Below are 26,631 nucleotides of genomic sequence, written 5' to 3' on the forward strand. Positions count from 1 at the left end.
TTTCCCCGGCGCGCCCTACTCCCCAACCGCCACACCCTCGCGCCTTGGATCCGCGCCGCCCACCAGCCCGTCCGGCGTCACGCGGATGATCTGCAGCCCGGAGTTCATCTCGCTAACCTGCACCTGATGCCCCCGCCCGCGCAGCGCCGGCTCCAGCGCCGCCGCGGGCGTTCCGGCCTCCAGCTCGACCGCGCCGCCCACCGTCCCGACATGCGGCAGCGAAGCGGCTTCCTGCGGCGTCATGCCCCAATCCAGCAGCGCCACCAGCGACTGCGCCACGTACCCGATGATGCGCGCCCCGCCAGGCGACCCCGTGACGGCATAGAGTTTCCCCTCGCCATCCAGCACCATGGTCGGCGCCATCGAGGACCGCGGCCGCTTGCCGCCCTCCACCCGGTTCGCGATGGGCCTCCCGTTCCGCTCCGGCGCGAAGGAGAAATCCGTCAGCTCGTTGTTCAGCATGAAGCCGCGAACCATGATGCGCGCGCCGAACAGTGCCTCGATGGTGGTGGTCATCGCGACGGCATTGCTCTCGGCATCGACGATCGAGACATGGCTCGTGCCGGCCTCGAATTCCTGCATCTGTGGCGCGTGTCGCGTCTCCCGCCAGGGCGGATTGCCCGCGCGCGGGGAGGCCACCGCGCGGTCGCGGTCCATCAATTGCGCGCGCGCCGTCAGGTAGCCCGCGTCCACCAGCCCGCGCACCGGCACGGAGACGAAGTCGGGATCAGCCAGATAGGCCGCGCGATCGGCGAAGGCGAGCCGCCCCGCATCCGCGATCAGATGCGCCGCATCGACACCGAGCGGTTCCATCCGCGGCAGGTCGAAATGCGCCAGCAGCCCGAGGATCTGCGCCACCGCGACGCCGCCCGAGGACACCGGCGGGAAGCCGCACACCCGGAAGCGCCGATATCCCGTGCATACCGCCTCCCGCCGCCGCGGCGCATAGGTGGACAGGTCGGTGGCCGCCATCACGCCGGGATTGGTCGCGTGCCCGGTCACGGCGCCGACGATGTCCTCCGCGATCGGGCCGCGCGCCATGGCCTGCGCGCCCTGCGCGGCGATGGCGCGCAACGTTTCCGCCAGCGCCGGGTTGCGCAGCCTGTGCCCCGCGGGCAGCGGCAGCCCCCGCGCGTCGAAGTAATACGCCGCCGCAGCCGGATCGCGCCGCAGCAACGCCATGTCGGAGGCAATGTCCTGTGCCAGCCGCTCGCTGATCGGGAAGCCGTCCTCCGCGAGACGGATGCCTGGCTCGATCAGCCGGGCCCAGGGCAGGCGCCCGTGCTCGCGATGCGCGGCCTCCAGCATCGCGACCGTTCCCGGCACGCCGACCGAGCGGCCCCCCACCACCGCCTGCATATGCGGCATCGGCCGCCCGTCGCGCAGGAACAGGTCCGGCCCCGCCGCGGCGGGCGCCGTCTCCCGCCCGTCCCAGGCTGCCAGGCGCCCGCTGCCGCCGGCGAAGTGCAGCAGGAAGGCGCCGCCGCCAATGCCGGAGGATTGCGGCTCCACCAGCGTCAGCACCATCTGCACGGCGACCGCCGCATCCACGGCATTGCCGCCGTCCCGCAGCACGGCGAGCCCGGCCTCCGCCGCCAGCGGATGCGCCGCCGCGACCATGTGGCGGCGCGCCGGCTGTGCCTCCGCGATGCCGGTGAGGAGAAGCAGGACCAGGATGGCGCGGCGCAGGATCATCGCCGCAGGATAGCGCATGTTCGATTCCTATGACCGCACCCATCGCCTGCTGCGCGGCCGCCGCGCCGAGGCCTCAGGCCGCGACGCCGAGGCCATCGCCGCCGCCGCGCTGGCGCGCGGCGGTTGGTCCGTCCTCGCCCGCCGCGCCCGCACGCCCGCCGGCGAGATCGACCTGGTCGCCGAACGCGACGGGTTGCTTGCCTTCATCGAGGTGAAGGCGCGCCCCTCGCTGTCCGAGGCGGCCCACGCCCTCGGCCCGCGCCAGCGCGCACGGCTGGTCGCGGCGGCGGAATGTTGGCTCGCCGCCAATCCGGGTCACGGCGAAGCCGGCATGCGCTTCGACGTGGTGATCGTGGCGGCGGACGGCACCGCGCGCCGCATCGCCGACGCCTTCCGCCTGGGCGATTGACGCCGCTTCCGTGCGGCGCCGCGCCGCCAAACGACGACCGGGCGCACAAGGGTCCGGCCCTCATGCGCCCGGTGCGAAGGGGAGGGGGGCTCGCGCCCCCTGTCCTTACGGCTGTTCCAGCCGTTCCGTCACCCGCGGCGGCGACATCGGCAGCGCGGAGAAGCGCTTGCCGAGCGCGTCGTAGACGGCGTTGGCGATCGCCGCGAGCGGCGGCACGATCGGCGCCTCGCCCACGCCGCGCACGCCCTGCGGGTGCTTGGGGTTTGGGATCTCGAGCATCACGGCATCGATCATCGGCACGTCGGAGCAGACCGGCATGCGGTAGTCGAGGAAGGTCGCGTTATCGACCTTCCCGTTCTTGTCGTAGAGGTATTCCTCCGACAGCGCCCAGCCGATGCCCTGCACCACGCCGCCCTGGATCTGGCCCTCGACATAGCCCGGGTGCAGCGCGCGGCCGACATCCTGCGCCGCCGTGTAGCGCAGCACGCGGATGATGCCGAGATCGACGTCCACCTCGACATCCACGACATGCGTGGCGAAGCCGGGGTCGGCGCCGGTGGTGTTGAGCTGCACCTGGGTGCCGATCGGCCCGCCCATCTCGTTCGCCTTGGCGGCGAGCTCCTTGAGCGAGAGCGGGGGGAACTTGCCGGCATTGTCGCCGGCCGGGAGGGCCATCCCGTCCTCCCACTTCACCGCCTCGGCGTCGATGTTCCAGATCTTCGCCGCGCGTTCCTTCAACTGCCCGATCACCTTCTCGGTGGACGCGGTCGCGACCATCGCCGAGGCGAAGGTCACGCGGCTGCCGCCGGTGAGGTTCGAGAAGCCGATCGTCATCGTGTCGCCGATGATGACGTTGACGCGGGAATGCTCGACGCCCAGCAGTTCCGCCACCACGTTGGAGATCGAGGCGCGGCTGCCGCCGATGTCCGGGTGGCCGGTCGTCACCACGACGTTGCCGTCCTCGGTGATGTTGACCTGGACCGAGGATTCGCCGCCGGCGTTGTACCAGAAGCCGGAGGCGACGCCGCGGCCGCGCTTCACGCCCGGTCGCGGGTTCCTGTCGAGCGGCGCCTTGTAGTGCGGGTGGGCCTTGATCGCCTCGATCGTCTCCTTGAAGGTCACCTGGCCGAAGGTCGGGCCATAGAGGGCCTTGTCGCCCGGCTTGGCGCTGTTCCTGATCCGCAGGTCCAGCGGATCAAGGCCGAGCTTCTCCGCGATCTCGTCCAGCACGCTCTCGGCCGCGAAGGCGCCATGCGGCCCGCCCGGCGCGCGATAGGCCGCGACCTTGGAGCGGTTCGACACCACCTCGTAGCCGACCGACAGCACGTTCGGGATGGCATAGGCGGAAAGGGAGCAGCCCACCGGCCCGCGCAGCGGCGCACCGGGAAGCCCGCCCGCCTGCACGTAGAAGGTCGCCTGCGCGGCGACGATGGTGCCGTCCTTCTTCGCGCCGATCTTCACGGTGGACATGGAGCCCGGCGCCGGGCCGGTCGCGCGCTGCACCTCGTCGCGCGTCATCACCATCTTCACCGGGCGGCCGGACTTCTTCGACAGCATCACCGCGACGGGTTCGAGGTAGATGATCGTCTTGCCGCCGAAGCCGCCGCCGATCTCGGCCGGGATGGCGCGGATGTTGCTCTGCGGGATGCCCGTGAGCAGCGAGGTCATCGCCCGGACCATGAACTGGCCTTGCGACGACGACCAGATCGTGACCCGCCCGTCCGCGGCGTAGGACACGGTGCAGGAATGCGGCTCGATGTAGCCCTGGTGGACCGGGCGGGTGGTGAAGCTGCGCTCGACGATGACGTCGGCGTCCTTGAAGCCCGCCTCCACGTCACCGGTCTTGAGCACCATGGTGCCGGTGATGTTGGAGGACTTGCCCTCGTGCTTGTTCCATTCATGCAGGATCGGGGCGTCGGGCTTGATCGCGTCCTCGATCTCGATGACGTGGGGCAGGACCTCGTAGTCCACCTCGATCAGCGCGCAGGCGGCCGCGGCAACTTCCTCGCTGATCGCGGCGACGGCGGCGACCGGATGGCCGTGGAACAGCGCCTTTTCCCGCGCCATCACGTTGCGGCACATCCAGCGCATGTCCTGGATGCCGAGCATCACGGACTTGTCGACCGGGAACTCGACGATGTCCTTCGCCGTGACGATGGCCTTCACGCCCGGCAGCGCCTCGGCCTTCGAGGTGTCGATGCCGCGGATGCGGGCGTGCGCGTGAGGGCTGCGCAGCACCTTGCCCCACATCATGCCGGGCATGTTGACGTCGGCGCTGTACTGCGCCCGGCCGGTGACCTTGTCGGCGCCGTCGGGGCGGATCGTGCGCTGGCCGATCCACTTGTTGGTCATGTCGTTCATCGCGCGGCCTCCCTCATCTCAGCGGCCGTTTCCAGCACGGCGCGCACGATCTTGTCGTAGCCCGTGCAGCGGCAGAGGTTGCCGGCCAGGCCGAAACGCACCTCCTCCTCCGTCGGGTCGGGGTTCTTCTCGAGCAGCGAGCGCGCCGAGATCAGCACGCCGGGCGTGCAGATGCCGCACTGCAGCGCGGCCATCTCCAGGAACTTCTGCTGCAGCGGGTGCAGCTTGTCGCCCTGGGCCATGCCCTCGATGGTGGCGATCTCGTGGCCCTCGGCCTCGACCGCCAGCATCAGGCAGGAACACATCAGCCGCCCATCGACGGTGATCGAGCAGGCGCCGCAGTCGCCGGTGCCGCAGCCTTCCTTCGTGCCGGTCAGGCCGAGCGGCCCGCGCAGCGCATCAAGCATCGAGGAGGAGGCGTCGCAGAGGAACTCGACCGGTTCCCCGTTGACCGTGGTGGAGACGTGAATCTTGGCCATGGTGTCAGTTCCCCCCGGCGCGGCGCGCCGCGATCGCGGCGGTGCGCTTGAGCAGCACGCCAGCCACCTTGATGCGGTAGGCGATGGTGCCGCGCTTGTCGTTGATCGGCTTGCAGGCGGCGCGGCAGGCGGCGGCGGCGGCTTCCAGCGCGGCGTCATCGAGCCGCGAGCCGATCAGCGCGCGCGCCGCGTCCTCGACGAGCAGCACGGTCGGCGCGACGGCGCCGAGTCCGACGCGCGCGGCCTTCACCACGCCGCCTTCCAGCACCAGGTTCACGCCCATGCCGACCACCGCGATGTCCATCTCCGTGCGCGGGATCATGCGGAGGTAGGCATCGCCGGACCCCTTCGGCCGCGCCGGCAGGGTGAAGGAGACGACGATCTCGCCCGGCGTCAGGTTCGTGCGGCCCGGCCCGGCCGGCACCTTCTCGACCGGCAGTTCCCGCCGCCCGTTCGGCCCCTGGATGGTCACGACCGCGCCGGCCGCAACCATGGCCGGCACGCTGTCCCCGGCCGGCGAGGCATTGCACAGGTTGCCGCCCGGCGAGGCGCGCCCCTGCACCTGCTTCGACCCGATCAGGTTGACCGCTTCCAGCACCCCCGGCCACGCCTTGCGGAACCCCGCATGTTCGGCCAGCACGGCGCCGGAGACCGCGGCGCCGATGCGGAAGGCCCCGCCGCCGAGGTCCTCGATCGCCGTCATCTCCGGGATCTTCTTGATGTCGATGATGGTGCCGGGCTTCGCGACGCCAGCACGCATCTGCACCAGCAGGTCGGTGCCGCCGGCCAGGATCCGCGCGCCGCCCGCGGCGGCGGCGAAGGCGCCCACCGCTTCATCGAGCGTTCGCGGCGCCAGGTATCGGATATCTGTCATGCTCGCTTTCCATCCCTTGGCACCCCGTCGGCACGGGGCGCCGCCCAGAATCAGGTTCGTTGCATCGGGTGCCCGAGGCTAAGCCGGTCCAGGCGCGGCCGAAAGCCCCCCCTCCGACCGGCGCCTCCGTCCGTTCAGCCGGCGGGCATCAGCTTCGCCGGGTCGGCGCCAACCCGCCCGCCGCCGTCGCTGGCCTCGCGGGAGAGCGTGAAGTCGTAGCGGATGCCGGGCATCCCCGGCACCGGCGCGTCCGGCTGCCCGGTCGCCGCCGTCACCACCAGGGATTTCGAGACGCCGAACACCGTGTCGCTGTCCACATGTTCGTCCTCGGCGAGGTAGAGCGCCGTCACCAGTTCCCGGTAGCCGGGCGCGGAGATCAGGAAATGGATATGCGCCGGGCGGAAGCCGTGGCGCGCCTGCCGCCGCACGAACTCGCCCACCGGCCCTTCCATCGGGATGGAGTAGCCGCGCGGCTTCAGCGTGCGGACGCGGTAGTTGCCCTGGCCGTCGCAGCGCACCCGGCCGCGCATGTCCATCACGGAAGGATCATGCGCCTGCAGGTCATAGAGCCCGTCCGCATCGGCCTGCCACAGATCGACCCAGGCCCCCGCCACGCCCTTGCCCTCGGCGTCCAGCACCCGGCCGTAGAGCATGATCTCCGGCCCCTTGGAGACCCGGGCGATGCTCTCCCCGAGGGCGACCTCGGGCGCCTGCTCGCGGAAGAAGGGGCCGAGCAGGCTGGTCTCGGTCCCCGCCGCCTCACGCCCCTCGGCATCGTGCATCACGTTCACCACGCGCGAGAGGCCGAGCACGTCCGACAGCAGGATGAATTCCTGCCGGACCGGGGAGCAGGCCTGCCCCACCGCGGTCAGGAAGGCGATGCCCTTCAGCCATTCATCGGGCGTCAGCCGCACCTCCCGCGCGAAGGCGTGCAGGTGGCGCACCGCGGCCTCCATGATCTCGCGCATCCGTGGATCGGGGGTGCCGGCCATCTGGGCGATGACGGCATCGGTGACCTGGTCGGCGTCGAGGTCCTGCATGGTTTCCTCCTGGCGGCGCACCCGGCGCCACCCCGCTTCGGCGGTCAGCCTGCGCGGTGGTGGCCTGGCCGGTCAATGGACGACCGGGGGGCGGTCACGACCCCCGTTGCAGCAGGGCCACCACCGCCCGCTGCCAGGCCTCCCAAGCCTGGTCGGCGGCGGCGCCGGCCTGGTCGGCCTCGCGGCTCGCGGCATTGAGGCGACGACGGGCTTCCTGCTGTTCAGGGCCGGTGCGGTCCTCCGCCGCCTGGCGGGCGCGGGCCAGCGCCTGGTCCGCGCTGCGATAGGCACGCGCCTTGATCCGCGCATCGTCGAGCAGGCGGCGCAGGTCCTGCATCGCCTCGACCACCGCGGCGAGGTCGGCGCGGCCCGGCACGTCCGGCCCGACGCGGGCGAGGATCTCCTGCAACCGCTCCAGCGTCCCCGGCCCGCCGGGCAGGCGGCGCAGGTTCTGCTCGATGTCGAATTGCTGCCAGCGCAGCAGGATGGGCTCGCCCAGGCCGCTGTCCCACAGCGGCGTGTCCTGGCGCACGGCGCGCTCAAAGGGCAGGCGGATGGTCTGGGTGGAGCCTTCCAGCGTGACCTCGTGCCGCAGGCCGAAATCGCCCTCCGAGACGATGGGGAAGCGCGGCGTCGCGCCGGGGCGGCGGGGCACGTCGATCACCAGCATGCCGCGCGCGCCGCGCGGGTCGATGGCGACCGCCGTCTCCTCCGTGCGGGCCATGTCCACGCTGACGAAGCCGCGGCGCAGCGCGATCCGCGTCACCCTGTCGGCGCTGCTGCCGGACTGGGTGTACTGCACGTCCCGGTCGCGGGCGAAGGCGAGGATGCGGCCGTCGCCCGCGGGCATGGCGCGGATCTCCGCATCGCCGAGGAAGACGCCGGCCTCCGGCCCCTCCGCGCCATAGACCGTCGCGAGGCCGTCCGGCAGCGTGTGCGGGGAGGCGTTGCGGATGCGCACTGCCTGGAGCGGGTGCCGCGCCGCGAGGTCCTGGATCCACCAGACCCGCTCGGCCGGCAGGCGAATATCGAGGAAGGGGACGTTCGCCGTCTCCCCGCTGCGGATGGTCACGGGTTCGGCAAGGACGAAGGCGACGCGGCCGGCGGAGGCCTCGGCTGTGGCGGCGGTCGCGGGCTGTGCGGGTGCGGCGCCGCCGGCGGGTGCTTCGGGCGAACGGGCCCGAGCAGCCATCTGCGGCGCGGCGGCGCTCATCTCCGCCATGCGGCCCAACGCCATGGGCGCCGGCGCCGGCGGCGGGAGCGGGCGTCCGCCGGTATCGGCGGTGACATGCACCGCCCCGGCGACGCGCACCGGCATCTCCGGCCGCGCCACCGTGATCGGCTGGTAGATGTTCTGGCGGAACGCCGCCGCTTCGCCGGAGACGAGCGCGAGCCGCACCGCATCCCAGTCGCTGCCCGAGGCATTCTCCACCACGGCCCAGCCCTGCAGCCGCGCCTGGGGCGGCGTCGCGGCGGGTGCGGCGCCCATCGGCGGCACCAGCAGCCGGTAGGACGGCTTCCACAACGGCGCGCCCGCGACGTAGAGCACCGCCACCTGCCGGGCACGGTCGGCGCGCAGGCGGATCTCGATGCGCCTCTCATCGGCCGAGCGCGCCGCGGCAAGCGCCTCCGCCGCGCGGGCGACGCGGGCGGCGAGGGCGGTGTCGGCCAGTTTCACCTCGTCGCCCTCGCGCAGCAGCACGGTCGCGATGCCGGTGGGCGTGACGAGGGACAGGCGCAGGCCGCGATCGGTCTCCGCGGCGTCGGCGATGCGGCCGCGCGCGCCGCCGGCCTCGGCCTCCTGCCCGCGCAGGGCGGCGAGGAGGCGGGTGCGGCTCTCGAAATCCTCGGGGCGGAGAGGCAGGCCGCGGAAGGCCTCGCCGGCCAGGTCGCGGGCGGGCAGGCGCAGGCCCTCCACCGTGCCGGCCGTGTCCACCACGATCAGGCTGCGCAGCAGGTCGTCCACGTCGTCGATCGGCGCGCGGAAGGTGACGGAGGCATCGGCCGCGACCTCGCCCGCGCGCTCGACCTGCGCGAGCCCGGCGGAGGACAGCGTCACGCTGCGCACCGGCAATTCCGTCGCCAGCGCCGTCGAGGCCGTCAGCAGGAAGGCGAGGGTCAGGCGGCGCATGGGCAGGTTCCTCTCCGCAGGGGCGGCGGAGGGTAGGGAGCGATACGCAGCCGGTCCAGCGCCCCGGACGGGACGCATGAAGCGGTTCAGGGGCGGAGCACGATGTCGGCCTCGGCCAGCAGCGCGCGCGGCTCGATGCGGTCGGCCGGGACGAAGGAGATGATCACGCTTTCGCGCGCCCGCGGATCGCGGATGCCGTTGAGCACGCCGTCCCGCGCATTGAGCGGTTCCCCCGCGACGTAGAACTGCGTGACCAGCACCGCGCCGCCCGGGCGCGTCACCTGGACATGGATGTGCGGCGTGCGGCCTGGATAGGGCGCGGGGCGCAGGGTGCGGAAGGCATAGGCGCCGCGCGCATCGGCGACGACGCGGCCATAGCCCTGGAAGTTGCCGTCGAAGAGCCGCGTCTCCGGCGCGCGGGGGTGGTTGTAGCGGCCGTTCGCGTCGCATTGCCAGATCTCGACCAGCGCGCCGGGGATGGGCTCGCCCGCCGTGTCGGTGATCCGGCCGCGCAGATGCGCGACGATGCCCATCGCCTCGGCCGCGGCGCCGCGCACGCGCACCAGGTCGGCATCGGTGTCGGGCGGGAAGGCCACGGGATAGAAGGGGCCGCGCGTCTGCGCGGGGGTGGCCGCTCGCATCTGCGCGAGGGCGGGCAGCGGCAGCACCAGCCCGCCGGCGGCGAGCGCCAGGCGGCGGCGGGCGAGGGTCGCGATCGGCATGGCGCGCCTCCGGCGTTGATGCGCGATGCTATGCCACGGAACGGCGCGCGGCGGTGTTGCGAAGCGCAACCTTCAGATAAGGGCGGGGACCAGCGAGGCGACCATCAGCGCCGCCATCCCGACATTGAAGGCGCGCAGCGCGGCGGGCGTGCCCAGCACCCGTCCCGCCCCGGCCCCGAGTCCCGCCCAGACCGCGGTGCAGGGGAAGCAGACCAGGGCGAAGGCACCGGCGATGCGCAGCGTCTCCGCCAGCGTGTCGCCGGCCGGCGTCGTGAAGGCCGGGATTGCGGCGAGGGCGATCATCCACGCCTTGGGGTTCACCCACTGGAACAGCGCCGCGCCGACGAAGCCGAGCGGCGGCCGGGACGGACCCTCGCCCGGCGCGCCCGCGCGGGCGATCTTCCAGGCCAGCACCAGCAGCCAGGCGGCGCCGCCCCATTTCAGCACGGTGTGCAGCAGTGGCCAGGCAGCGAAGGGGCCCGCGAGGCCGAGGCCCACGATCGCCAGCATCGCCGCGAAGCCCAGTGTGATGCCGAGCATGTGCGGCACCGTCGCGCGTACCCCGTGATTCGCCGCCGCCGCCGCGACCATCAGCACGTTCGGGCCGGGTGTCACGGATGTCGCCACGGCGAAGCCGAGCAGCGGGAGGAGCGTTTCCATGGTTTGAATCTATGTCAGTATCGCTGGCCTTATTCTGGCGCTCTTGCCGGGACGCCCATGCGCGTGTCGCATGGTGCCGTTGGATGAAGGAGGATGCCATGCCCGACGAAACCCCGGAACAGCGCCTGGCGGCGCTCGGCCTGACATTGCCGCCGGTGCCGAAGCCGATCGGGACCTATGTGCCGTACCGGGTGGAGGGCGGGTTTCTCTACACCTCGGGCCAGGGGCCGCGGCGGCCGGATGGCGTACCGGTGCGCGGCAAGGTGCCTTCCGAGATGAGCATCGAGGAAGCCTATGGCTATGCACGCATGATCGGCCTCGGCCTGCTCGCGGCGGCCGCCGAGGGCGCGGGCGGGCTGGCGAGGCTCAAGGCGGTGAAGCTCCTCGGGATGGTCAATTCGGACCTGGACTTCGAGGAGCACCCGAAGGTGATCAACGGCTGCTCGGACCTGTTCGTCGCCGTGCTCGGCGAGAATGGCCGCCACTCGCGCTCGGCGGTCGGGATGGCCTCGCTGCCGAACCGCATCCCGGTGGAGATCGAGGCGATCTTCCGGATCATCGACTAGTGTCCTGATTCCGCAATCCCGCGGACTTCGTTCTCAGGCCACCAGCCTTTGTTTTCAGTGGCCTGCTTGTTCGCTTCGTTCGCTGGAATTCCAGCGAACTTCGCGGGCAGGACACCAGCCCGACACGGCATTCCTCACGGCTTTGTGCGCCATCGATCTGGTTGCGTTGCGCGTTAGCCCATCGGCGAACCCTGACCGGGCAGGGCGCCGATGAGGCTGGCATGCGACGCAGCATTGCAAGATGGACGATCGGGATCGTCATTGCCGTGTTCGTGCTTTTCGCGGGGGCTGCCGCGGTGGCGTGGCTGGCCGCGCGCCCGATGGCCGAGGCGCGCCTGTCCGCGGCAATCGGCCGGTCGGTCACGATCGGGAGCATGTCGATCGAGCCCTCGCTGGGGCTGACCACGATCACCTTCGACGAGGTGCGGATTGCCAACCCGGAAGGATGGCCCGCCGACCCGCCCTTCGCGCGCATCCTGCGGGTCACGGTCGATTTCGACCTTGCTCGGAGTGTCCGGACCCGCGCCCTCGTCCTTCCGTCGCTCGCCATCGAATCGCCGGTGGTGACGGCGCTTTCGCGCGGGGAGGGCGACAACAACTACTCGTTCGCGCTGCCGGCGCCGCCGGGTGAGCCGCTGGTGCAGGACCCCACGCCACCGTCCCGCCTGCGCATCGGCGCCTTGCGCGTGCAGGGTGGCCAGGCGCATGTCGCCATCGACCACCTGCGCGCAGACTTCGAGGTGGGCTTCGAGACGCGCGACGACGCTTCCGGCGTGCCGATGATCGTGGCCGAGGCGCGCGGCACCTATGCCGCCCAGCCCCTGACCGCCTCGCTGACAGGCGGCGCCCTCCTGGCGCTGGGTGATGCGAAGGTGCCGTGGCCGGTCGATCTCACGCTGGCGAACGGCCCGACCCGTGGGCGGCTGGTTGGCACCTTGCAGGACGCCATTGCCCTCGCGGGCGCTGACCTGACGCTGGAACTTGCGGGGCCGGACATGGCGCTGCTCACGCCGTTGACGGGCGTGCCGATCCCCCGGACGCCGCGATACCAGGTCAGGGGCAAGCTCAGCTATGCCGATACGCGCGTGCGCTTCACCGAGATCGCAGGGCGTGTCGGCAACAGCGACCTCGGCGGCACGATCACGATCGACCCGCGCGGGACGCGGCCGGATGTCACGGCGGAACTGCAGTCGCGCCGCGTCGATCTCGCCGACCTCGCCGGATTCATCGGCGGGCGGCCGGGACGCGGCACGCCGACGCGGGAGACGCAACAGGCCACGCGCGTCCTGCCCGACGCGCCGGTGAACATACCCAAGCTGGAAATGGCGAATGTGCATCTCGCCTACCGTGCTCAGCGGGTGGTGGGCGGCTCGGCCCCGGTGGACGATCTCAGGGCACAACTCGAATTGATCGACGGGACGATCACGCTGCGCCCGGTCGCATTCGGCGTGGGGCGCGGCGAAGTCGTCGCCAACCTGGTGCTGACCCCCACCGAGGGCGAAGCCCTGCGGATGCAGGGGCAGGTCGATTTCCGCCGCGTGGACATCTCCCGCATCATGCGCTTCGTCGGGTCCGAGGGCGGCGGCAGCCTCACCGGCCGGGCGAGGATCAATGCGACGGGCCGATCGACCGCCGAGCTGCTCGCCCGCGGCGATGGATCCCTGATCCTCGTCACCTCCGGCGGCAGCCTTTCGGCCGTGCTCGTGGACCTGTCGGGACTGCGGCTCGGCAATGCGATCTTTTCGGCCTTCGGCCTGCCGTCGCGCACGCGGATCGAATGCTTCGTCAGCGACTTCGTGCTGCAGAACGGTGTCCTGCGGCCACGCGTGCTGTTGCTCGAAACCGCTGATGCGCTGTTGAGCGGCGAGGGGTCGATCCGCCTCGACCAGGAACGGCTGGACATGCGGGTGCGCAGCCGCCCGAAGCGCCTGACCATCGCGGCGCTGCCCACGGATCTCCTGGTCACCGGCACCCTGAAGGATCCGATGATCACGCCCGAGATCGTGGAACTCGGTATCCGCGGGGGGATCGCGGCGGCGCTCGGCTTCGCCTCCGTGCCCCTGGCGATCCTCCCGACGATCGAACTGGGCATCGGCGACGACACCCGCTGCAACGACACGCTGCGCCGCGCGCAGGGCGGGCGGCGGGGGAACTAGAACAGATCCCGATCAGGTGGCCTTACCTGATCGGGTGAAGATGCTCGCAAGAACAAGGGCCTGGAGCGGTGTTCGTGAGCCCGGGCGAACGGAAGCCGCTCCAGGTTCCGGGCCTTCAGACGCGGTTGCGCGTGACCAGCCGCCCCGGCTTCTCCCCCGTCGCGCCCTTGCCGGCCACATAGGTCGGCACCCCGTTCGCCCAGACTTCCTCGATGCCCAGCGATTCCTGCTTCGGCTTCTCGAAGGTCGCCTTGTCGATGATGGTGTCGGCGTCGAACAGCACCAGGTCGGCATAGGCGCCTTCGCGGATCACGCCGCGATCCACCATCCCGAACAGCGACGCGGTGCGCCCCGTCATCTTGTGGATGGCCGTTTCCATCGAGAACAGCCGCAATTCGCGCGAATAGAGCCCCAGCACGCGCGGGAAGGTGCCCCACAGGCGCGGGTGCGGGTGCGCGTCATGCGGGATGCCGTCCGAGCCGATGACGGAGGACGGGTGCGCCATGATCCGCCGCACATCCTCCTCGTCCATCTGGAAGGTGATCTGCCCGGCGGGCAGCAGGCGCTCGGCCGCCAGGCGGATGTCGGTGTTCCAGCCGCGCGCGATGTCGGACAGGTACTTGCCCGCCATCTCCGGATGCGGGACGGACCAGGTGATCATCACCTTCACGTCGTCGCGCAGGCGATCCGGCATCAGCACGGTCGAGCCGGCCGGGTAGGGGTACATGTCGAAATAGACGTCCTGCGACTGGTTGTAGGCATCGATCAGCGAGAGCGTCTGGTTCGACCGCCCGTAGTTCTCGGGCATCGAGCACTTGTGGTGGCTGATCCAGACCGGCACGCCGACGCGATTGCCGATCTTCGCCGTTTCCTCGATCGAGGCGCAGACGCGGTCGGCCTCGTCGCGCATGTGGGTGACGTAGATGCCGCCGAAGGCGCGCAGCGGCTCGGCCACCGCGATCACTTCCTCGGTCGTCGCGTGCATGTTCAGCGGGTAGTAGAGGCCAGTGGAGAAGCCCGACGCACCCTCGGCGAGCGAATTCTTCACCTTGAGGCGCATCTTCTCGATCTCGCCGTCGTTCGCCGGGCGCATGACGTCGCCGTTCATCGTATCGACGCGCATCGTCTGGTGGCCGACCAGCGCGTAGGTGTTCACTTCCGACCCGCGCTTCTTCAGTTCATGCGCGTAGTCGCCGAAGGAATCGAACCGCCACCAGCCATCCTCGCCGATCAGGTCGAGCGGCGCCGGCGGGCGGGAGGTGAAGCGGGCAGGGGCGAGCGACACGCCGCAATTCCCGACCACGACGGTGGTGACGCCCTGGCTGATCTTGCAGGTCATGCATTCCGGCCCGCACATCACCGCGCGGTCGTCATGCGTGTGGGCGTCGATGAAGCCGGGGGCCAGCGCCTTGCCGCCCGCGATCACCTCCCGGTCCGCGCTGGCGCCGCCGAGGTCGCCCACCGCCACGATGCGGTCCCCCGTGATGCCGACATCGCCGCGGCGGCGCGGGCCGCCGGTTCCGTCGAAGATCGTCGCGTCGCGGATGATGAGGTCGCAGCGGAGGGCCATGGCAATGACGTCCCGTCGTGGATGAGGTGATGCGGCGATGATGGCCCGCCTGCGCCGGACGCGAAACCCCGCCCCCTTGCGACGCGGGCGCCCGCCCGTCCAGCATGCCGCCGCAACGAAGCGGGGCCGTGGGCCCTGCGCAAGCGAAGGGAACGTTCCTGGCATGACCGGATTCAACCGCCGCCAGATCCTGGCCGGAGGCGCCGCTGCCGGTGCCGCCATCATCGCCCCATCCGGCCGCGCCCGGGCGCAGGCGCGGGACCAGGTGATCCGCATCGGCGTGCTCGCCGACTTCTCCGGCCCCTATCGGTCCACGTCCGGCCCCACCAGCCTCGCTGCCGCGCAACAGGCGGTGGAGGACCTGGGACTCGCCCAGCGCGGCATCCGCGTGGAGGTGATGCAGGGGGACCACCAGAACCGCCCCGACGCCGCCCTCGCGCTCGCCCGCCGCTGGATCGACCAGGACGGCGTGGACATGATCTGCGAGGTCAACAACTCGGCCATCGCGCTCGCCGTGGCGAACCTGGTGAAGGAGAAGGACAGGATCCAGTTGGCGTCGGGCGCGGCGACCTCGGCGCTGACCGGGGCGCAGTGCAGCACGCACACGATGCAGTGGACCTACGATACCTGGATGTTCTCGAACGTCGTCGGCGGCGCCTCGGTGCGTGCGGGCGGCGACACCTGGTTCATGATCACCGCCGACTACGCCTTCGGCCATCAGCTCGAACGCGACGTCGGGCAGTTCGTGCAGCGCGCGGGCGGGCGCGTGCTGGGTTCGGCGCGCTATCCCTTCCCGGGGACGGCCGACTTCTCCTCCTTCCTGCTGCAGGCGCAGGCGAGCCGCGCGAAGGTGGTGGGCCTCGCGATGGCGGCCGCCGACATGGTGAACTGCGTCAAGCAGGCGCATGAATTCGGCCTGACGCGGCGCGGCGCGCAGCTCGCCGGCATGATCATGTTCGTGCAGGACATCAAGGCGATCGGGCTCGAGGCCGCGCAGGGCATGCTGCTCAGCGAGGTCTACTACCACGACCTCAATGACCGCACGCGCGGGCTCGGCCAGCGTATCCTGCGCCGCACGCCGGACAACATGCCGGGGCAGGAGCATGCTGGCACCTATTCCTGCTGCATCCACTACCTGAAGGCGGTGGCGGAGATCGGCGCCGCCCGCGCCAAGGCCTCGGGCATCGAGGTCATCAACGTGATGAAGCGCATGCCGACCGACGACGACGCCTTCGGCCCGGGGCGCGTGCGGGAGGACGGGCGCAAGATCCACCCCGCCTATCTCTTCGAGGTGAAGAAGCCCTCCGAGAGCAGCGGCGCGTGGGATTTCTACAAGCTGCGCGCGACCGTGCCGGCCGAGGAAGCCTTCCGCCCGCTGAACGAAGGTGGCTGCCCGCTGGTGCGGGGCTGACGACTCGCGGGGCGGCGGGGGGCGACTCCGCCGCCAGCGTCTCTGGCGGTAGAAAGCCAGATGTAGCGGGTCAAGAGCCATCGACCCACAATATGTAGTGGCATCCAACTGGCATTCCTGATACCAATTGTTTCGCCGAATCGCCGCGGGGGGCGGCGGGACGGGAAGGGGAAGAGCCAGATGGATGGAATGCATGCCGGTGCCCTGCGGGCATCGAATGGTGTCGTGCGGCCGCTGCCAGGTGGTGCTTTCGGCGAGGCGAAGTTGCAGCCGCGCCCGCTCGATGCCGGCATGGGCGTGGCCGTCGCCCGCCGCACCGTCTTCCGCCCCGAGGATGCCGAATGCTTCGGCCGCGTCGCCGACCGCGTCGCGGAAGGGAACATGTCCCTGCTCGGCCGCCCGCTCGGCGCCCGGGAGGTCGCGGAACGCGCCCGCCTGCGCAACGCCATCGCGACCGGCGCGCTGATCACCTCCGGCCGTCACCTGCAGCATGGCGACGCGCAGCAGGCCACGCGCAACATGGAGGTCTTCACCAACTGCGCGACGGCGATCGCCTCCTTCGCCAAGTTCTACCTGCTGCTCAACGGCTCCGGTGTCGGCCGCGCCTATGACGACGCGCTGGTCGCGGTGGACTGGGCGCAGGCGCCCGAGGTGCTGCTGCACCTCTCGCCCGACCATGCCGACTTCCCGCGCGACCGCGCCGCACTGCACCGCTTCGGCAGCGAATTCGGCCTGGTTCCCTGGGGCGCGGCCGAGGCCGACCTCGACGAAGCCGCCATCCGCGGCTTCATCGCGCGCGAATGGCTGGCGAGCCCCGCCGCCGCGCCGGCTGACGCCATGGTCCATCGCGTCGATGACAGCCGCGAAGGCTGGGCCAAGGCTATCGAGTTGCTTGAAAGCCTGGCCTTCCAGGGCGCGCGCGACCGCACCCTGGTGCTGGACTTCTCCGCCATCCGCCCGCGCGGCGCGCCGATCGGCGGCATGCAAGGGCGCCCAGCCTCGGGCCCGCTGTCCCTGATGCGCGCCTTCATGGCGATGCGCCGCGAGGTGATCGCCCCCGCCCGCGACGGCCGCCTGCCCGAGCCCTGGGAACAGGCGATGCTGGTGGACCACTACCTCTCGGTCGAGGTCCAGGTCGGCGGCGCCCGCCGAGCCGCGCGCATGGCGACCAAGAACTGGCGCGACCCCGGCATCCTGCGCTTCATCCGCTCCAAGTCCGAGGGCGGGCTCTGGACCGCGAACAACTCCGTCATGGTGGACCGCGCCTTCTGGCGCGGGGTCGAGGCCGCCCGCGCCGGTTCCGCCCGCGCCGAGGACCTGCACGCACAGAAGGTCTTCGAGGAAGCCACCCGCTGCGCCTTCGTGAACGGCGAGCCCGGCTTCATCAACGGCGACATGCTGGAGGACCACCGCACCGGCCGCGCGCGGGAAAAGCCCGTGCACCATGATGGCCGCGACGTGCGTTCCGCCCGCTACCAGGTGGACCATGCGGCGGGGCTGCTCGCGAACCTCTCCGCCCGCGCGGCCGAGGCGCATTTCCCCTGCACGACCAACCCCTGCGGCGAGATCGTGCTGCACGTGACCGGCGGCTACTGCGTGATCGCGGATTTCGCGCCGCTGCTGGCCTGCCCGGTGGACCCGGCCACCATCATTCCCGGCGTAATGCCGGATGCGCTCGCCGCCGAATGGGATGCGCGGGTGGAGGATGCGGTGCGCCTCGGCGTGCGCTTCCTCACGCGCGCCAACGGCATGGACGCGCTTTATGCCGAGGAAGTGCGCCGCACCAACCGCATGGGCATCGGCCCCACCGGCCTGCATGAATGGGCCTGGGCGCGCTTCGGCCTCGGCTTCGACGACCTGCTCGACGAGGAGAAGTCAGCCCCGTTCTGGGAGGCATTGGCGCGCTTCTCGGACGCGGCGAAGGAGGAAGGCGACGCTTATGCCGAGGAACTCGGCCGCACGCGCCCCTTCACCGTGACGACCGTGAAGCCTGCCGGCACGACGTCCAAGCTGTTCGGCCTGACCGAAGGCGCGCACCTTCCCGCGCGCCGGCAATATCTGCGCTGGGTGCAGTTCAAGGGCACCAAGGGCGAGTCCGGCGCCTGGCTGGCGGATTCCGACCCGCTGCTCGCGGACTACGAGGCGCGCGGCTACCCGGTGCGGCAGTTGCGCTCCTTCCCCGGCATGAGCGTGGTCGGCTTCCCGACCCTGCCGCTGATCCAGCGCCTCGGCCTGGGCGACCGGCTGAAGACCGCGCCGGAGGCGAGCCCGCAGGAACAGTACCGTTGGCTCGCGCTGATGGAGCGCCACTGGATCGGCGCCGAGCGCGGCAACCAGATCTCCTACACGCTCAAGGTCTATACCGACCGGCACGACCTGGACGCCTTCCGCGACATCCTGCTGACCCACCAGCCGCAGGTGCGCTGCTGCGCCGTGCTGCCTTCCGCGCCCGACAGCGCGCTCGGCTACGAATACCTGCCGGAGGAGGAGGTCACGGAAGAGGCCTTCCAGGCCATCGTCGCCGCCATCCGCGACCCCGCGCTGCATGAGGCGCTGGACATGGCGCACCTCGCCTGCGCCAGCGGCGTCTGCCCGATCTAGAGCAGATCCCGATCAGGTGGACTCACCTGATCGGGTGAAGATGCTCGCAAGAACAAAGGCCTGGAGCGGTGTTCGTGAGCCGAGGCGAACGGAAACCGCTCTAGGCGGTGAACGGGCGGGGCTCTGCCCCGCGCCCTGCCGGGGTGCGTGGCGGACCCCGGACCCCGCCAGTGGAGTCATCCACTGTGGGTCGGGGTGAACTGGTGCGGCGTCCATGTCCGGCGTATGCCGGGCCGATGGGGCGGCCGCGTGCAAGACCAGGGGCGATCAGGCGGGGGCGCCCCCGGATCAGCGCCCTTCAAACACCGGCTTGCGCTTGTCCAGGAAGGCGCGGGCCGCGTTGCGGAAGTCCTCGGTGTAGGCGAAGGAGCCCTCGCGCACCCGGTCCTCCGCCGTGATCGGCAGTTCGCCGCGCAACTGCTGCATCGCCCGCTTGTGGAACCGCGCCGAGAGCGGAGAACCCTGCGCGATCCGCTCCGCCAGCGCCTGCGCCTCCGCATGCACCGCGCCATCTTCGACCAGGCGGGAGAGCAGCCCCTTCGCCTGCGCTTCCTCCCCGGTGAAGACGCGGCCTTCGATCAGGATCTCCGCCGTCACCGCGTAGCCGACCATCTGCATGATGGGGTCGATTTCCTCATAGGCGTAGAAGATGCCGAGGTTGCGCGCGGGAATGCCCATCCGCGTCGCCGGCGATCCCACGCGGAAGTCGCACATCGTCGCGATCCCGCAGCCCCCGCCCATGGTCCAGCCGGAACACGCCGCGATGGTGGGATGGATGCAGGTGCGGATGGCGTGGAAGGCGCCGTGCAGTTCGCGGGCATAGACCTCCTCGCGTTCCGGAGTGCCGCGTTCGGCGGCGAAGGCGGCGATGTCCGCGCCGGCGCAGAAGGCTGCCTCCCCGGCGCCGCGCACGACAACGGCGCGCAGCGATTCATCGGCGGAGAGTGCGGCGAAGGCCTCCCCCAGCGCGACCCACATCGGCAGGTCGAGACAGTTGCGCTTGCCCTCTCGGTCGATGAGGACGGTGGCGATCACGCCCTCGCGGGACGTGCGGATCAGGTCGTGCGGCATGGGTGGGTTATAGCGGCGCGCCCTCGGCGCCACACTACCCTCAGCCGCGCCGAAACCGTCGCTCGCGCGTCCGGCGCCACATCCCCGGTGCGCCGAAACCGCCGTTCGCGCTTCCGGCGCGCACCCCTGCTCGCGCCGAAACCGCCCGCGCGCCCGGCGCGAAACCGCCGCCCGCGGCGCGGGACCCCGGAGCGCGGCGGCAACCCCGCCGGGCTACGCCGGCCAGGCGTGTTCACGCAACCCGGTGCAGCAACGCCTCTCCCGCGCCGAGCCGCCGCACATTCTCCGCAGCGATGGCGAAGGACCGGTCGAAGGTGCCCGTGGTCAGCCAGCCGACATGCGGCGTGACCACCACGTTCGGCAGGCTAAACAGCGGATCGCGCGGATCGGCCGGCTCGGCGGCGAAGACATCCAGCCCCGCCGCGGCGAGGTGCCCCGATCGCAGGGCCGCCACCAGCGCCGCCTGGTCCACCAGCCCGCCGCGGGCGGTGTTCACCAGCACCGCACCCGGCTTCATGCGGGCCATGGCGCGCGCGTCGATCAGCCCGCGCGTTTCCGGCGTCTCTGGGATGTGCAGGGAGACGACGTCGCTCTCGGCCAGCAGCGCATCGAGGTCGCGGAATTCCCCCACCGCCCCGGCCTTCGCCGCGCGCGCCGTGTAGAGCACCCGGCAGCCCATCGCCGCCAGCACGGGCGCGAGCAGGGCAGGGATGGCGCCATACCCGACCAGCCCCACCGTCCGCCCGCCGAGTTCGAACAGCCCGTCCTGCAACGCCGGCGGCTGCGCCCAGCCGCGCCCCGCGCGCGTCTCGGCGTCGAAATGCGACACCCGCCGCAGCGCGCCCAGCATCAGCAGCAGCGTCAGTTCCGCCACCGCGCGGGAATTGGTGCCGGGCAGGTTGCACACCGCGATGCCGCGCGCCCGCGCCGCATCGAGGTCGATGGTGTTCACACCGACGCCGATCTTCTGGATCAGGCGCAGCCCAGGCGCCGCAGCGATGTGCGCCGCGGTCAGCGGCCGGAGCACGTGCCAGATGACCTCGGCCCAGGGCAGCGCCCTTGCGAGGCCGGCCTCATCCGCCTCGGAACAGACGCGAAGGTCGAGGCCGGGAAGGGCACGCAGCCGCGCCTCGAGTCCCGGTCCGGCGGCGTAGTGCAGCAGGACCTTCATGGGACGACCGCGGGGGGCGCCACGCGCGTCGCAGGCCAGGTCGATGCAAGCCCACCGGCCGAAAGGCCCTGGCCCTGTTCGGCCGGGATCTGGCTTTGATGGAGGAAGGCAGGTCCTCCGCCGCTTTCGTCCGGAAGAAAACCGCGGCCATCCGGCCGAAAACCACGCCACCCACCGCCATGGCGCACCGCCCGAAGGCCTGTAGAAACCGAGAGTTGATGGGGCGCCTGGGGATGGGCTATAGGAATATTATCAAGTCCCGGGCTCCCGGCCGAAGGCACCGGCAAGCGCGATAAAGCGATAAAATCTGTAAAATGATAAAGTGCCGTCATCGCGACCGCCCCAGCACCGCCCCGCCGGCGAAGCGCGCCCGGGCGCCAAGCGCCTCCTCGATCCGCAGCGCCTCGTTCCACTTCGCCATGCGCTCGGACCGCGCGAAGGAGCCGACCTTCAGTTGCCCCACGCCCCAGCCGAGGGCGAGATGCACGATGGTCACATCCTCCGTCTCGCCGGACCGCGCCGAGACGATCCCGGCATAGCCGACCTCCTTCGCCGCCTCCCAGGCCGCGCGCGTCTCGGTCAGCGTGCCGCGCTGGTTCGGCTTGATCAGCACGGTATTGGCGGCACCCGCCTTCGCCGCTTCCCGCACGCGGGCGGCGTCGGTCACCAGGAAGTCGTCGCCCACCACCTGCACGCGATGGCCGACCTCCTTCGTGAAGGCGGCGAAGCCCGCGGCATCGTCCTCGGCGAGCGGGTCCTCGATGGAGGCGATCGGATAGGCGGAAAGCCAGCCGAGCAGCATGCGGATCATGCCGTCGGTATCCAGTTCGCGCCCCTCCAGCCCGAGCCGGTAGCGCCCACCCTTGCCGAAATCCGTCGCTGCGATATCGAGCGCGATCGCCACCTGCTCGCCGGGCCGGAAGCCCGCGCGCTCGATGGCCTTCACCAGCGTTTCCAGCGCCTGCTCGTTGGCGGTGAAGGCCGGCCACCAGCCGCCTTCGTCGGCGACGCCCTGCAGCAGTCCGCGCTCCTTCATGATGGCGCCGGCGGCGCGGTAGACCTCGGCGGTCCAGTCGAGCGCCTCGGCGAAACTCGTCGCGGCCGGGCAGATCACCAGGAAATCCTGGATGTCCACCCGCCGCCCGGCATGCGCGCCGCCGCCGAGGATCTGGATCTGCGGCAGTGGCAGAAGCGTCGCGTCCTCGCCGCCCAGGTACTTCCACAGCAGCGTCCCGTTCGCATGCGCGGCGGCATGCGCAGCGGCCATGGACACCGCGAGCGTCGCATTGGCGCCGAGCCGCGACTTGTTCGGCGTGCCATCCAGCGCGATCAGCCGCGCATCCAGCGCCGCCTGGTCCGCCGCGTCGATGCCGGTGACGGCCGGCGCGATCTCCTCGTTCACCGAGGCGACGGCGCCCTTCACGTCATAGCCGCCGAAGGCCGCGCCGCCGTCGCGGCGGTCCAGCGCCTCGCCGCTGCCGGTGCTCGCGCCCGCGGGCGCGATGGCGAGGCCGCGTGCGCCGCCGGCGAGCCGCACCTCGGCCTCCACCGTCGGGCGTCCGCGGCTGTCCCACACACGGCGGCCGCGGATGGAGGCGATGGTGGTGTTGCTCATAGGCCGAGTTCTTCCTCCCAGGCGAACCGCACCGTCCTCAGCCGGTCGGGCGGACATTGCAGCAGCGCGCGCGCCACGCGGCGCACGCGGTCCTTGTCCTGCTCCTCGGTCAGGTATTCGACCGGGCTCTTGCCGTCCACGCGGGCGAGGAAAAGCCCCGGCAGCAGGCTCGCCGCGCGGGCTTCCAGCGTGGCCGGCGCCTCCCACCCCACGCCGGCAAGATAGGCGGTGGCCAGCGCGTCGAAGCAACCGAGGAAGTCGCGCGCGGCGCGCGGCGTCCACAGGCATTTCAGCAGCAGGTGATTGAGGCAGAAGGCGAGGTCGAAGGCCGGATCGCCCCACCATGCGCATTCCGCATCGAGGAAGACCGGCCCCTTCGGTCCGACCAGGATGTTCTTCGGGCTGACGTCGCCGTGCACGAGCGTGCGCTTCGTCGCCGCCGTCCGCGCAACGAGCGCCTCCAGCGCAGGCGCGAGGTCGGGATGCGCGCGCGCGGTCGCGACCAGGTAGGGCTCGAGCCGGATGGCGTGGAACAGGTTGTCGGTCGGGAAGTCGGAGGAGATATCCGGCCGTTGCGCCATCCTTGCCTGGATGCGCGCGAGGCGACGGCCGACCTCCGCGGCGAAGGCGGCGTCGGCCCTGCCTTCGCGCAGGCGCTCCTTCCACACCGGATAGGCCTCGGGCGCGAGCCATTCCATCGCGAGCGTGCCCGTCGCCTCGTCCTGGCCGAGCAGGAGCGGGACGGAACAGGGCGCGGCCTCGCGTGCGTGCGTGAGCCAGCGGGCCTCGTAGCGATTGCGCACCACCGGCGCCTGCCAGTCGGCGGCCACCTTCAGCTTCGGCAGGGCGCGCTTGACGCAGACTTCCCGCCCGTCGGGCAGCACCACGCGCCAGATGTCGGAGGACACGCCGCCCGCAAGCGGCTGCCCGCGCGCCGTCGCCCCGGGGTCGAGCAGACCCATGGCGCGTAGCCCCTGCAGCATTTCTCCCGGTACGTTCGGCATTGCGGCGCGCAGCCTAACGCACCGGCGCCGGATGGCCAGATGGTCGCTCCATGGCGCCTTTGCGTGCCGGCCCGGCCGGCGCGCCATGCGCGCGGCGGCGGACCGTGCTAGTAACCGCGCTTTCCCCGCGACACGGAGCGCCGACGGACAGAGCATGGCCAAGGACGACTGGGATATCCCCGAACATCTTCAGCCCGACCCGACTGATATGTCCTTCGACCTCGACGCGGCGCTCGGCTGCGTCGTCGGCCTGCGGACCCAGGTTCCGGCGGATGCCTATACGTCGCGCGTCCTCGGCACTGAGCGGGAGGGCAGCGGCGTCGTCATCCGCGACGGCCTGGTCCTGACCATCGGCTACCTGGTCACCGAGGCGGAGGGCATCTGGATCACCGCGGCGGACGGCCGTGCCGTGCCGGGCCACACCCTGGCCGTCGACCAGGAGACCGGCTTCGGGCTCGTGCAGGCGCTGGGCAGGCTCGGCGTCACGCCGATGGACCTCGGCGACAGCGAAGCCTTGCGCATCGGCGCGCCGGTGGTGCTCGCCGCGGCCGGCGGACGCGGGAACGCGGTGGCCGCCAAGCTGGTCGCGCGCCAGCCCTTCGCCGGCTACTGGGAATACCTGCTCGAGGACGCGCTGTTCACCGCGCCGGCGCATCCCTCCTGGGGCGGGGCTGGGTTGATCGGGCCGGACGGCAAGCTGATGGGCATCGGCTCGCTGATCCTCCAGCAGGGCGAGGAGGGGCGGCGGCTCGACCTCAACATGGTCGTGCCGGTGCATCGGCTCTCGCCGATCCTGAACGACCTGATGACCTATGGCCGGGTGAACCGCCCGGCGCGGCCCTGGCTCGGCCTCTACGCCACCGAGGACGATGAGGGGGTGGCGATCGCCTCCCTCGCCCCCGGCGGGCCGGCGGAGAATTCCGGCGTGCGAAGCGGGGACCGCGTCCTCACCGTGGAGGGCGTGGCCGTGACCGACCTCGCGGAGCTGTGGCGGGCCGTCTGGGCCTGCGGGGATGCCGGGGCGACGGTGAAGCTGAAGCTCGGTCGCGCGCGGGGCTCGCGCGACGTCGCGGTGGTCTCGGCGGATCGCGCTTCCTTCCTCAAACACCCGCGGATGCATTGAATGAGCCGCGTGGTCGTCGTCCCGCCCGGCCAGGGCGAGCAGCACTGGCAGCCCCAGCCCGCCAATGGCTGGATCGAGGTGCTGACCGCCCCGCGGCTGGCGGGCGCGCCGCCGGGCCTTTCGGCCGGGCTCCAGGAACTGCCGCCGCTCGGCAAGATCCGCGAGCACGCGCACCCCGCGCAGACCGAGATCTTCTGGATCATCCAGGGCCAGGCGCTGGCGCGGCTGGACGGGGTGGTGCGGCGCATCACCGCCGGCACCTTCATGGTCGCGCCGCCGCATGCGCGCCACGGCTTCATCAACGACGGCGACACGCCCTTCCGCATGCTGTGGATGCTGGTCCCGGCGGGGCTCGAGGAGTTCTTCGTCGCGATCGGCCGTCCCAAGGGGCCGGGCCTGCCCGACCCCACGCCCTATCCGCGGCCTACCGAGACGGGCGCGATCGAACTCGCCACCGTGTTCGAGACGCTCGACCCGCCGCCCGAGGCGCCATGGGACACCGCGCCGATCACCGACCCTGCCGTGCTGGAGCCGCTGCGCCGCATCGCGGTGTGACTTGCCGGGCCGCCCGTTTCGGGCCGAACATCCCCCGCAGGGCAGGCGGGCACGAACCCGCCACCACCAGTGGAGGGAACGAATGACCCGTGCAATCACGCGCCGCACGGCGCTCGCGGCCGGTGCCGGACTGATCGCGGCCCCGCCCATCGTGCGGCAGGCGAACGCGCAATCGCAGTTCGACTGGAAGCGCTTCGCCGGCGAGCGCATCGAGGTCAGCCTGACCGCCAATCCACGCAGCACGATCCTGATCCAGAACCAGCGCGAGTTCGAGGACATGACCGGCATCCGCGTCGGCGCGGAGCAGATCCCCGAGCAGCAGCACCGGCAGAAATTCGCGATCGAGTTCGCCTCCGGGCGGGCCTCCTTCGACGTGGTGGGCATCAGCCTGCACGTGAACAAGCGCCAGGTCGGCCGTGCGCGCTGGTGCACGGACATCAAGGCGCTGATGGCCGATGCGTCCATCACCTCGCCCGATTTCGACTTCGCGGATTTCGGAGCGGGCGCGGTGGCCTATTCCACGCAGTCCGACGGGCGCATGGATACGCTGCCCGAGTTCACCGACTACTTCATCCTCTACTACAACAAGGAACTGCTCGCGGCGAAGAACATCGCCCCGCCGGCCACCTTCGACGAGATGTACGAGAGCGCGCGGCGGCTGAACGATTCCTCGCGCCAGATCTACGGCAATGTCGGGCGCGGGCTGCGCAACGCCAATGTCGTGCTCTATTCGTCCTTCCTGCTCGGCACCCAGCAGCGCGACTTCCTGGACGAGCAGCGCCGTCTGATCAGCGACACGCCTGACGCCATCTGGGCGGGCGAGTTCTACAAGAAACTGCTGCGCGACTGCTCTCCGCCCGGCGTGTCCGGCTTCAACTGGAACGAGTGCCAGACGACCTTCATGCAGGGCCGCGCCGCCTTCTGGCTGGACGGCGTGGGCTTCGCCGCGCCGCTCGAGGACCGCACGCGCTCCCGCATCGCGGGCAAGGTCGGCTATGCGGTGGTGCCGCGCGGACCGGCGAACCACCACTGCGCCATGTTCGGCACCGGCTTCGGCATCGCCGAGACCAGCCGCAAGAAGGGCGCGGCCTGGTACTACCTGCAATGGGCCTCGGGGAAGGCGAACCAGTTGCGCTACCTGACCTCGGGCGCGGGCTCGCCGGCGCGGACCTCGCCCTACCGGAACGAGGAGGCCATCTCGCAGTCCCGCTTCTCGCGCGAGTTCTTCTCGACGCTGGTGGAGAGCGCGCGCATCAGCCGCCCCGGCCTGCCGGAGATCGTGCCCGTCACCGAATTCCGCGACACCATCGGCGCGGCGCTGACGAGCACGATCGGCGGCGCCGACGTGGCGACGGAGCTGAAGAAGGCGACGGAAGCCTTCCGCCCCGTGCTCGAGGCTTCCGAGCGCGCGGCCTGA

Annotated in this window: 21 protein-coding genes; 8 read left to right on the top strand and 13 right to left on the bottom strand. The window is 71.3% G+C overall.

Going from position 1 to position 26,631, the window contains the following annotated elements; all coding sequences use genetic code 11:
* Positions 1 to 15 precede the first annotated feature (15 nt).
* Entirely contained in the window at positions 16 to 1,713 is a 1,698-nt protein-coding gene (gene ggt, locus GXW76_RS00930; RefSeq protein WP_246513818.1) for a gamma-glutamyltransferase, read from the bottom strand.
* On the opposite strand from ggt, the gene GXW76_RS00935 reads away from it, so the two are divergent.
* Entirely contained in the window at positions 1,712 to 2,104 is a 393-nt protein-coding gene (locus GXW76_RS00935; RefSeq protein WP_211860097.1) for a YraN family protein, read from the top strand. The genes ggt and GXW76_RS00935 overlap by 2 nt on opposite strands.
* A gap of 105 nt (positions 2,105 to 2,209) precedes the next feature.
* Here the strand turns inward: GXW76_RS00935 and GXW76_RS00940 are convergent, their stop codons facing one another.
* The 7 genes from GXW76_RS00940 to GXW76_RS00970 all read right to left on the bottom strand — a co-directional run bounded on the left by GXW76_RS00940 (position 2,210) and on the right by GXW76_RS00970 (position 10,371).
* On the bottom strand, positions 2,210 to 4,465 hold the full coding sequence (locus GXW76_RS00940; RefSeq protein WP_211860098.1) for a xanthine dehydrogenase family protein molybdopterin-binding subunit: 2,256 nt from the start codon (positions 4,463 to 4,465) through the stop codon (positions 2,210 to 2,212).
* Complete coding sequence (locus GXW76_RS00945) at positions 4,462 to 4,944, bottom strand: (2Fe-2S)-binding protein (RefSeq protein ID WP_211860099.1); 483 nt, start codon at positions 4,942 to 4,944, stop codon at positions 4,462 to 4,464. The genes GXW76_RS00940 and GXW76_RS00945 overlap by 4 nt, the downstream gene beginning before the upstream one ends.
* Before the next feature lie 4 nt (positions 4,945 to 4,948).
* Positions 4,949 to 5,818 (bottom strand): FAD binding domain-containing protein, encoded by an 870-nt coding sequence (locus GXW76_RS00950; protein WP_211860100.1) that lies wholly within the window; start codon positions 5,816 to 5,818, stop codon positions 4,949 to 4,951.
* Positions 5,819 to 5,952: 134 nt separating this feature from the next.
* The gene (locus tag GXW76_RS00955) at positions 5,953 to 6,858 is read right to left on the bottom strand and encodes a dioxygenase family protein (RefSeq protein ID WP_211860102.1); all 906 of its coding nucleotides are present in this window, start codon (positions 6,856 to 6,858) and stop codon (positions 5,953 to 5,955) included.
* 94 nt (positions 6,859 to 6,952) lie between these two features.
* Positions 6,953 to 8,989: a hypothetical protein gene (locus GXW76_RS00960; protein WP_211860104.1), complete on the bottom strand. Its 2,037-nt coding sequence runs from the start codon at positions 8,987 to 8,989 to the stop codon at positions 6,953 to 6,955.
* A gap of 86 nt (positions 8,990 to 9,075) precedes the next feature.
* Positions 9,076 to 9,711 carry a dioxygenase family protein gene (locus GXW76_RS00965; RefSeq protein ID WP_211860106.1) on the bottom strand — a complete coding sequence of 212 codons (636 nt, stop codon included), beginning with the start codon at positions 9,709 to 9,711 and terminating at the stop codon, positions 9,076 to 9,078.
* Positions 9,712 to 9,783: 72 nt separating this feature from the next.
* The gene (locus GXW76_RS00970; protein ID WP_211860108.1) at positions 9,784 to 10,371 is read right to left on the bottom strand and encodes a LysE family translocator; all 588 of its coding nucleotides are present in this window, start codon (positions 10,369 to 10,371) and stop codon (positions 9,784 to 9,786) included.
* Positions 10,372 to 10,469: 98 nt separating this feature from the next.
* Between GXW76_RS00970 and GXW76_RS00975 the strand changes: the two genes are divergently transcribed.
* On the top strand, positions 10,470 to 10,937 hold the full coding sequence (locus GXW76_RS00975) for a RidA family protein (RefSeq protein ID WP_211860110.1): 468 nt from the start codon (positions 10,470 to 10,472) through the stop codon (positions 10,935 to 10,937).
* A 221-nt stretch (positions 10,938 to 11,158) separates the two neighbouring features.
* On the top strand, positions 11,159 to 13,093 hold the full coding sequence (locus GXW76_RS00980) for an AsmA family protein (protein ID WP_211860112.1): 1,935 nt from the start codon (positions 11,159 to 11,161) through the stop codon (positions 13,091 to 13,093).
* 115 nt (positions 13,094 to 13,208) lie between these two features.
* Here the strand turns inward: GXW76_RS00980 and GXW76_RS00985 are convergent, their stop codons facing one another.
* Positions 13,209 to 14,663: an N-acyl-D-amino-acid deacylase family protein gene (locus tag GXW76_RS00985; RefSeq protein WP_211860114.1), complete on the bottom strand. Its 1,455-nt coding sequence runs from the start codon at positions 14,661 to 14,663 to the stop codon at positions 13,209 to 13,211.
* A gap of 163 nt (positions 14,664 to 14,826) precedes the next feature.
* Between GXW76_RS00985 and GXW76_RS00990 the strand changes: the two genes are divergently transcribed.
* Both GXW76_RS00990 and GXW76_RS00995 read left to right on the top strand, forming a co-directional pair.
* Entirely contained in the window at positions 14,827 to 16,074 is a 1,248-nt protein-coding gene (locus GXW76_RS00990; protein WP_211860115.1) for an ABC transporter substrate-binding protein, read from the top strand.
* Between the two features lie 180 nt (positions 16,075 to 16,254).
* Positions 16,255 to 18,675 (top strand): recombinase, encoded by a 2,421-nt coding sequence (locus tag GXW76_RS00995; protein WP_246513819.1) that lies wholly within the window; start codon positions 16,255 to 16,257, stop codon positions 18,673 to 18,675.
* A 288-nt stretch (positions 18,676 to 18,963) separates the two neighbouring features.
* Here the strand turns inward: GXW76_RS00995 and GXW76_RS01000 are convergent, their stop codons facing one another.
* From GXW76_RS01000 to GXW76_RS01015, 4 genes are all read right to left on the bottom strand, one after another.
* Positions 18,964 to 19,746, bottom strand: a complete 783-nt coding sequence (locus tag GXW76_RS01000) for an enoyl-CoA hydratase/isomerase family protein (RefSeq protein WP_211860116.1) — start codon at positions 19,744 to 19,746, stop codon at positions 18,964 to 18,966.
* 232 nt (positions 19,747 to 19,978) lie between these two features.
* Positions 19,979 to 20,917 carry a 2-hydroxyacid dehydrogenase gene (locus GXW76_RS01005; RefSeq protein WP_211860117.1) on the bottom strand — a complete coding sequence of 313 codons (939 nt, stop codon included), beginning with the start codon at positions 20,915 to 20,917 and terminating at the stop codon, positions 19,979 to 19,981.
* Between the two features lie 328 nt (positions 20,918 to 21,245).
* A complete protein-coding gene (gene eno / locus GXW76_RS01010; protein WP_211860118.1) occupies positions 21,246 to 22,532 on the bottom strand; it encodes a phosphopyruvate hydratase in 1,287 nt (428 codons plus the stop codon).
* Complete coding sequence (locus GXW76_RS01015) at positions 22,529 to 23,494, bottom strand: phosphotransferase family protein (RefSeq protein WP_211860119.1); 966 nt, start codon at positions 23,492 to 23,494, stop codon at positions 22,529 to 22,531. The genes eno and GXW76_RS01015 overlap by 4 nt, the downstream gene beginning before the upstream one ends.
* 196 nt (positions 23,495 to 23,690) lie before the next feature.
* Here GXW76_RS01015 and GXW76_RS01020 point away from each other — a divergent pair, with 196 nt between their 5' ends.
* The 3 genes from GXW76_RS01020 to GXW76_RS01030 all read left to right on the top strand — a co-directional run bounded on the left by GXW76_RS01020 (position 23,691) and on the right by GXW76_RS01030 (position 26,631).
* Positions 23,691 to 24,659 (top strand): S1C family serine protease, encoded by a 969-nt coding sequence (locus GXW76_RS01020; RefSeq protein WP_211860120.1) that lies wholly within the window; start codon positions 23,691 to 23,693, stop codon positions 24,657 to 24,659.
* Positions 24,660 to 25,214 (top strand): cupin domain-containing protein, encoded by a 555-nt coding sequence (locus GXW76_RS01025; protein ID WP_211860121.1) that lies wholly within the window; start codon positions 24,660 to 24,662, stop codon positions 25,212 to 25,214.
* Positions 25,215 to 25,296: 82 nt separating this feature from the next.
* On the top strand, positions 25,297 to 26,631 hold the full coding sequence (locus GXW76_RS01030) for an extracellular solute-binding protein (protein WP_211860122.1): 1,335 nt from the start codon (positions 25,297 to 25,299) through the stop codon (positions 26,629 to 26,631).

The organism is Neoroseomonas soli (genome assembly GCF_018129065.1).
Taxonomy (GTDB): domain Bacteria; phylum Pseudomonadota; class Alphaproteobacteria; order Acetobacterales; family Acetobacteraceae; genus Neoroseomonas; species Neoroseomonas soli.

Bases quoted from the DNA above. Each gene is read 5' to 3' on its own strand.
- GXW76_RS00965 (WP_211860106.1), bottom strand. From the start codon at position 9,711: ATGCCGATCGCGACCCTCGCCCGCCGCCGCCTGGCGCTCGCCGCCGGC.
- GXW76_RS00935 (WP_211860097.1), top strand. From the start codon at position 1,712: ATGTTCGATTCCTATGACCGCACCCATCGCCTGCTGCGCGGCCGCCGC.
- GXW76_RS00945 (WP_211860099.1), bottom strand. From the start codon at position 4,944: ATGGCCAAGATTCACGTCTCCACCACGGTCAACGGGGAACCGGTCGAG.
- GXW76_RS00960 (WP_211860104.1), bottom strand. From the start codon at position 8,989: ATGCGCCGCCTGACCCTCGCCTTCCTGCTGACGGCCTCGACGGCGCTG.
- GXW76_RS01015 (WP_211860119.1), bottom strand. From the start codon at position 23,494: ATGGGTCTGCTCGACCCCGGGGCGACGGCGCGCGGGCAGCCGCTTGCG.
- GXW76_RS00995 (WP_246513819.1), top strand. From the start codon at position 16,255: ATGGATGGAATGCATGCCGGTGCCCTGCGGGCATCGAATGGTGTCGTG.
- ggt (WP_246513818.1), bottom strand. From the start codon at position 1,713: ATGCGCTATCCTGCGGCGATGATCCTGCGCCGCGCCATCCTGGTCCTG.
- eno (WP_211860118.1), bottom strand. From the start codon at position 22,532: ATGAGCAACACCACCATCGCCTCCATCCGCGGCCGCCGTGTGTGGGAC.
- GXW76_RS00940 (WP_211860098.1), bottom strand. From the start codon at position 4,465: ATGAACGACATGACCAACAAGTGGATCGGCCAGCGCACGATCCGCCCC.
- GXW76_RS01025 (WP_211860121.1), top strand. From the start codon at position 24,660: ATGAGCCGCGTGGTCGTCGTCCCGCCCGGCCAGGGCGAGCAGCACTGG.
- GXW76_RS01005 (WP_211860117.1), bottom strand. From the start codon at position 20,917: ATGAAGGTCCTGCTGCACTACGCCGCCGGACCGGGACTCGAGGCGCGG.
- GXW76_RS00955 (WP_211860102.1), bottom strand. From the start codon at position 6,858: ATGCAGGACCTCGACGCCGACCAGGTCACCGATGCCGTCATCGCCCAG.
- GXW76_RS00950 (WP_211860100.1), bottom strand. From the start codon at position 5,818: ATGACAGATATCCGATACCTGGCGCCGCGAACGCTCGATGAAGCGGTG.
- GXW76_RS01000 (WP_211860116.1), bottom strand. From the start codon at position 19,746: ATGCCGCACGACCTGATCCGCACGTCCCGCGAGGGCGTGATCGCCACC.
- GXW76_RS00985 (WP_211860114.1), bottom strand. From the start codon at position 14,663: ATGGCCCTCCGCTGCGACCTCATCATCCGCGACGCGACGATCTTCGAC.
- GXW76_RS00980 (WP_211860112.1), top strand. From the start codon at position 11,159: ATGCGACGCAGCATTGCAAGATGGACGATCGGGATCGTCATTGCCGTG.
- GXW76_RS00970 (WP_211860108.1), bottom strand. From the start codon at position 10,371: ATGGAAACGCTCCTCCCGCTGCTCGGCTTCGCCGTGGCGACATCCGTG.
- GXW76_RS00975 (WP_211860110.1), top strand. From the start codon at position 10,470: ATGCCCGACGAAACCCCGGAACAGCGCCTGGCGGCGCTCGGCCTGACA.
- GXW76_RS01020 (WP_211860120.1), top strand. From the start codon at position 23,691: ATGGCCAAGGACGACTGGGATATCCCCGAACATCTTCAGCCCGACCCG.
- GXW76_RS00990 (WP_211860115.1), top strand. From the start codon at position 14,827: ATGACCGGATTCAACCGCCGCCAGATCCTGGCCGGAGGCGCCGCTGCC.
- GXW76_RS01030 (WP_211860122.1), top strand. From the start codon at position 25,297: ATGACCCGTGCAATCACGCGCCGCACGGCGCTCGCGGCCGGTGCCGGA.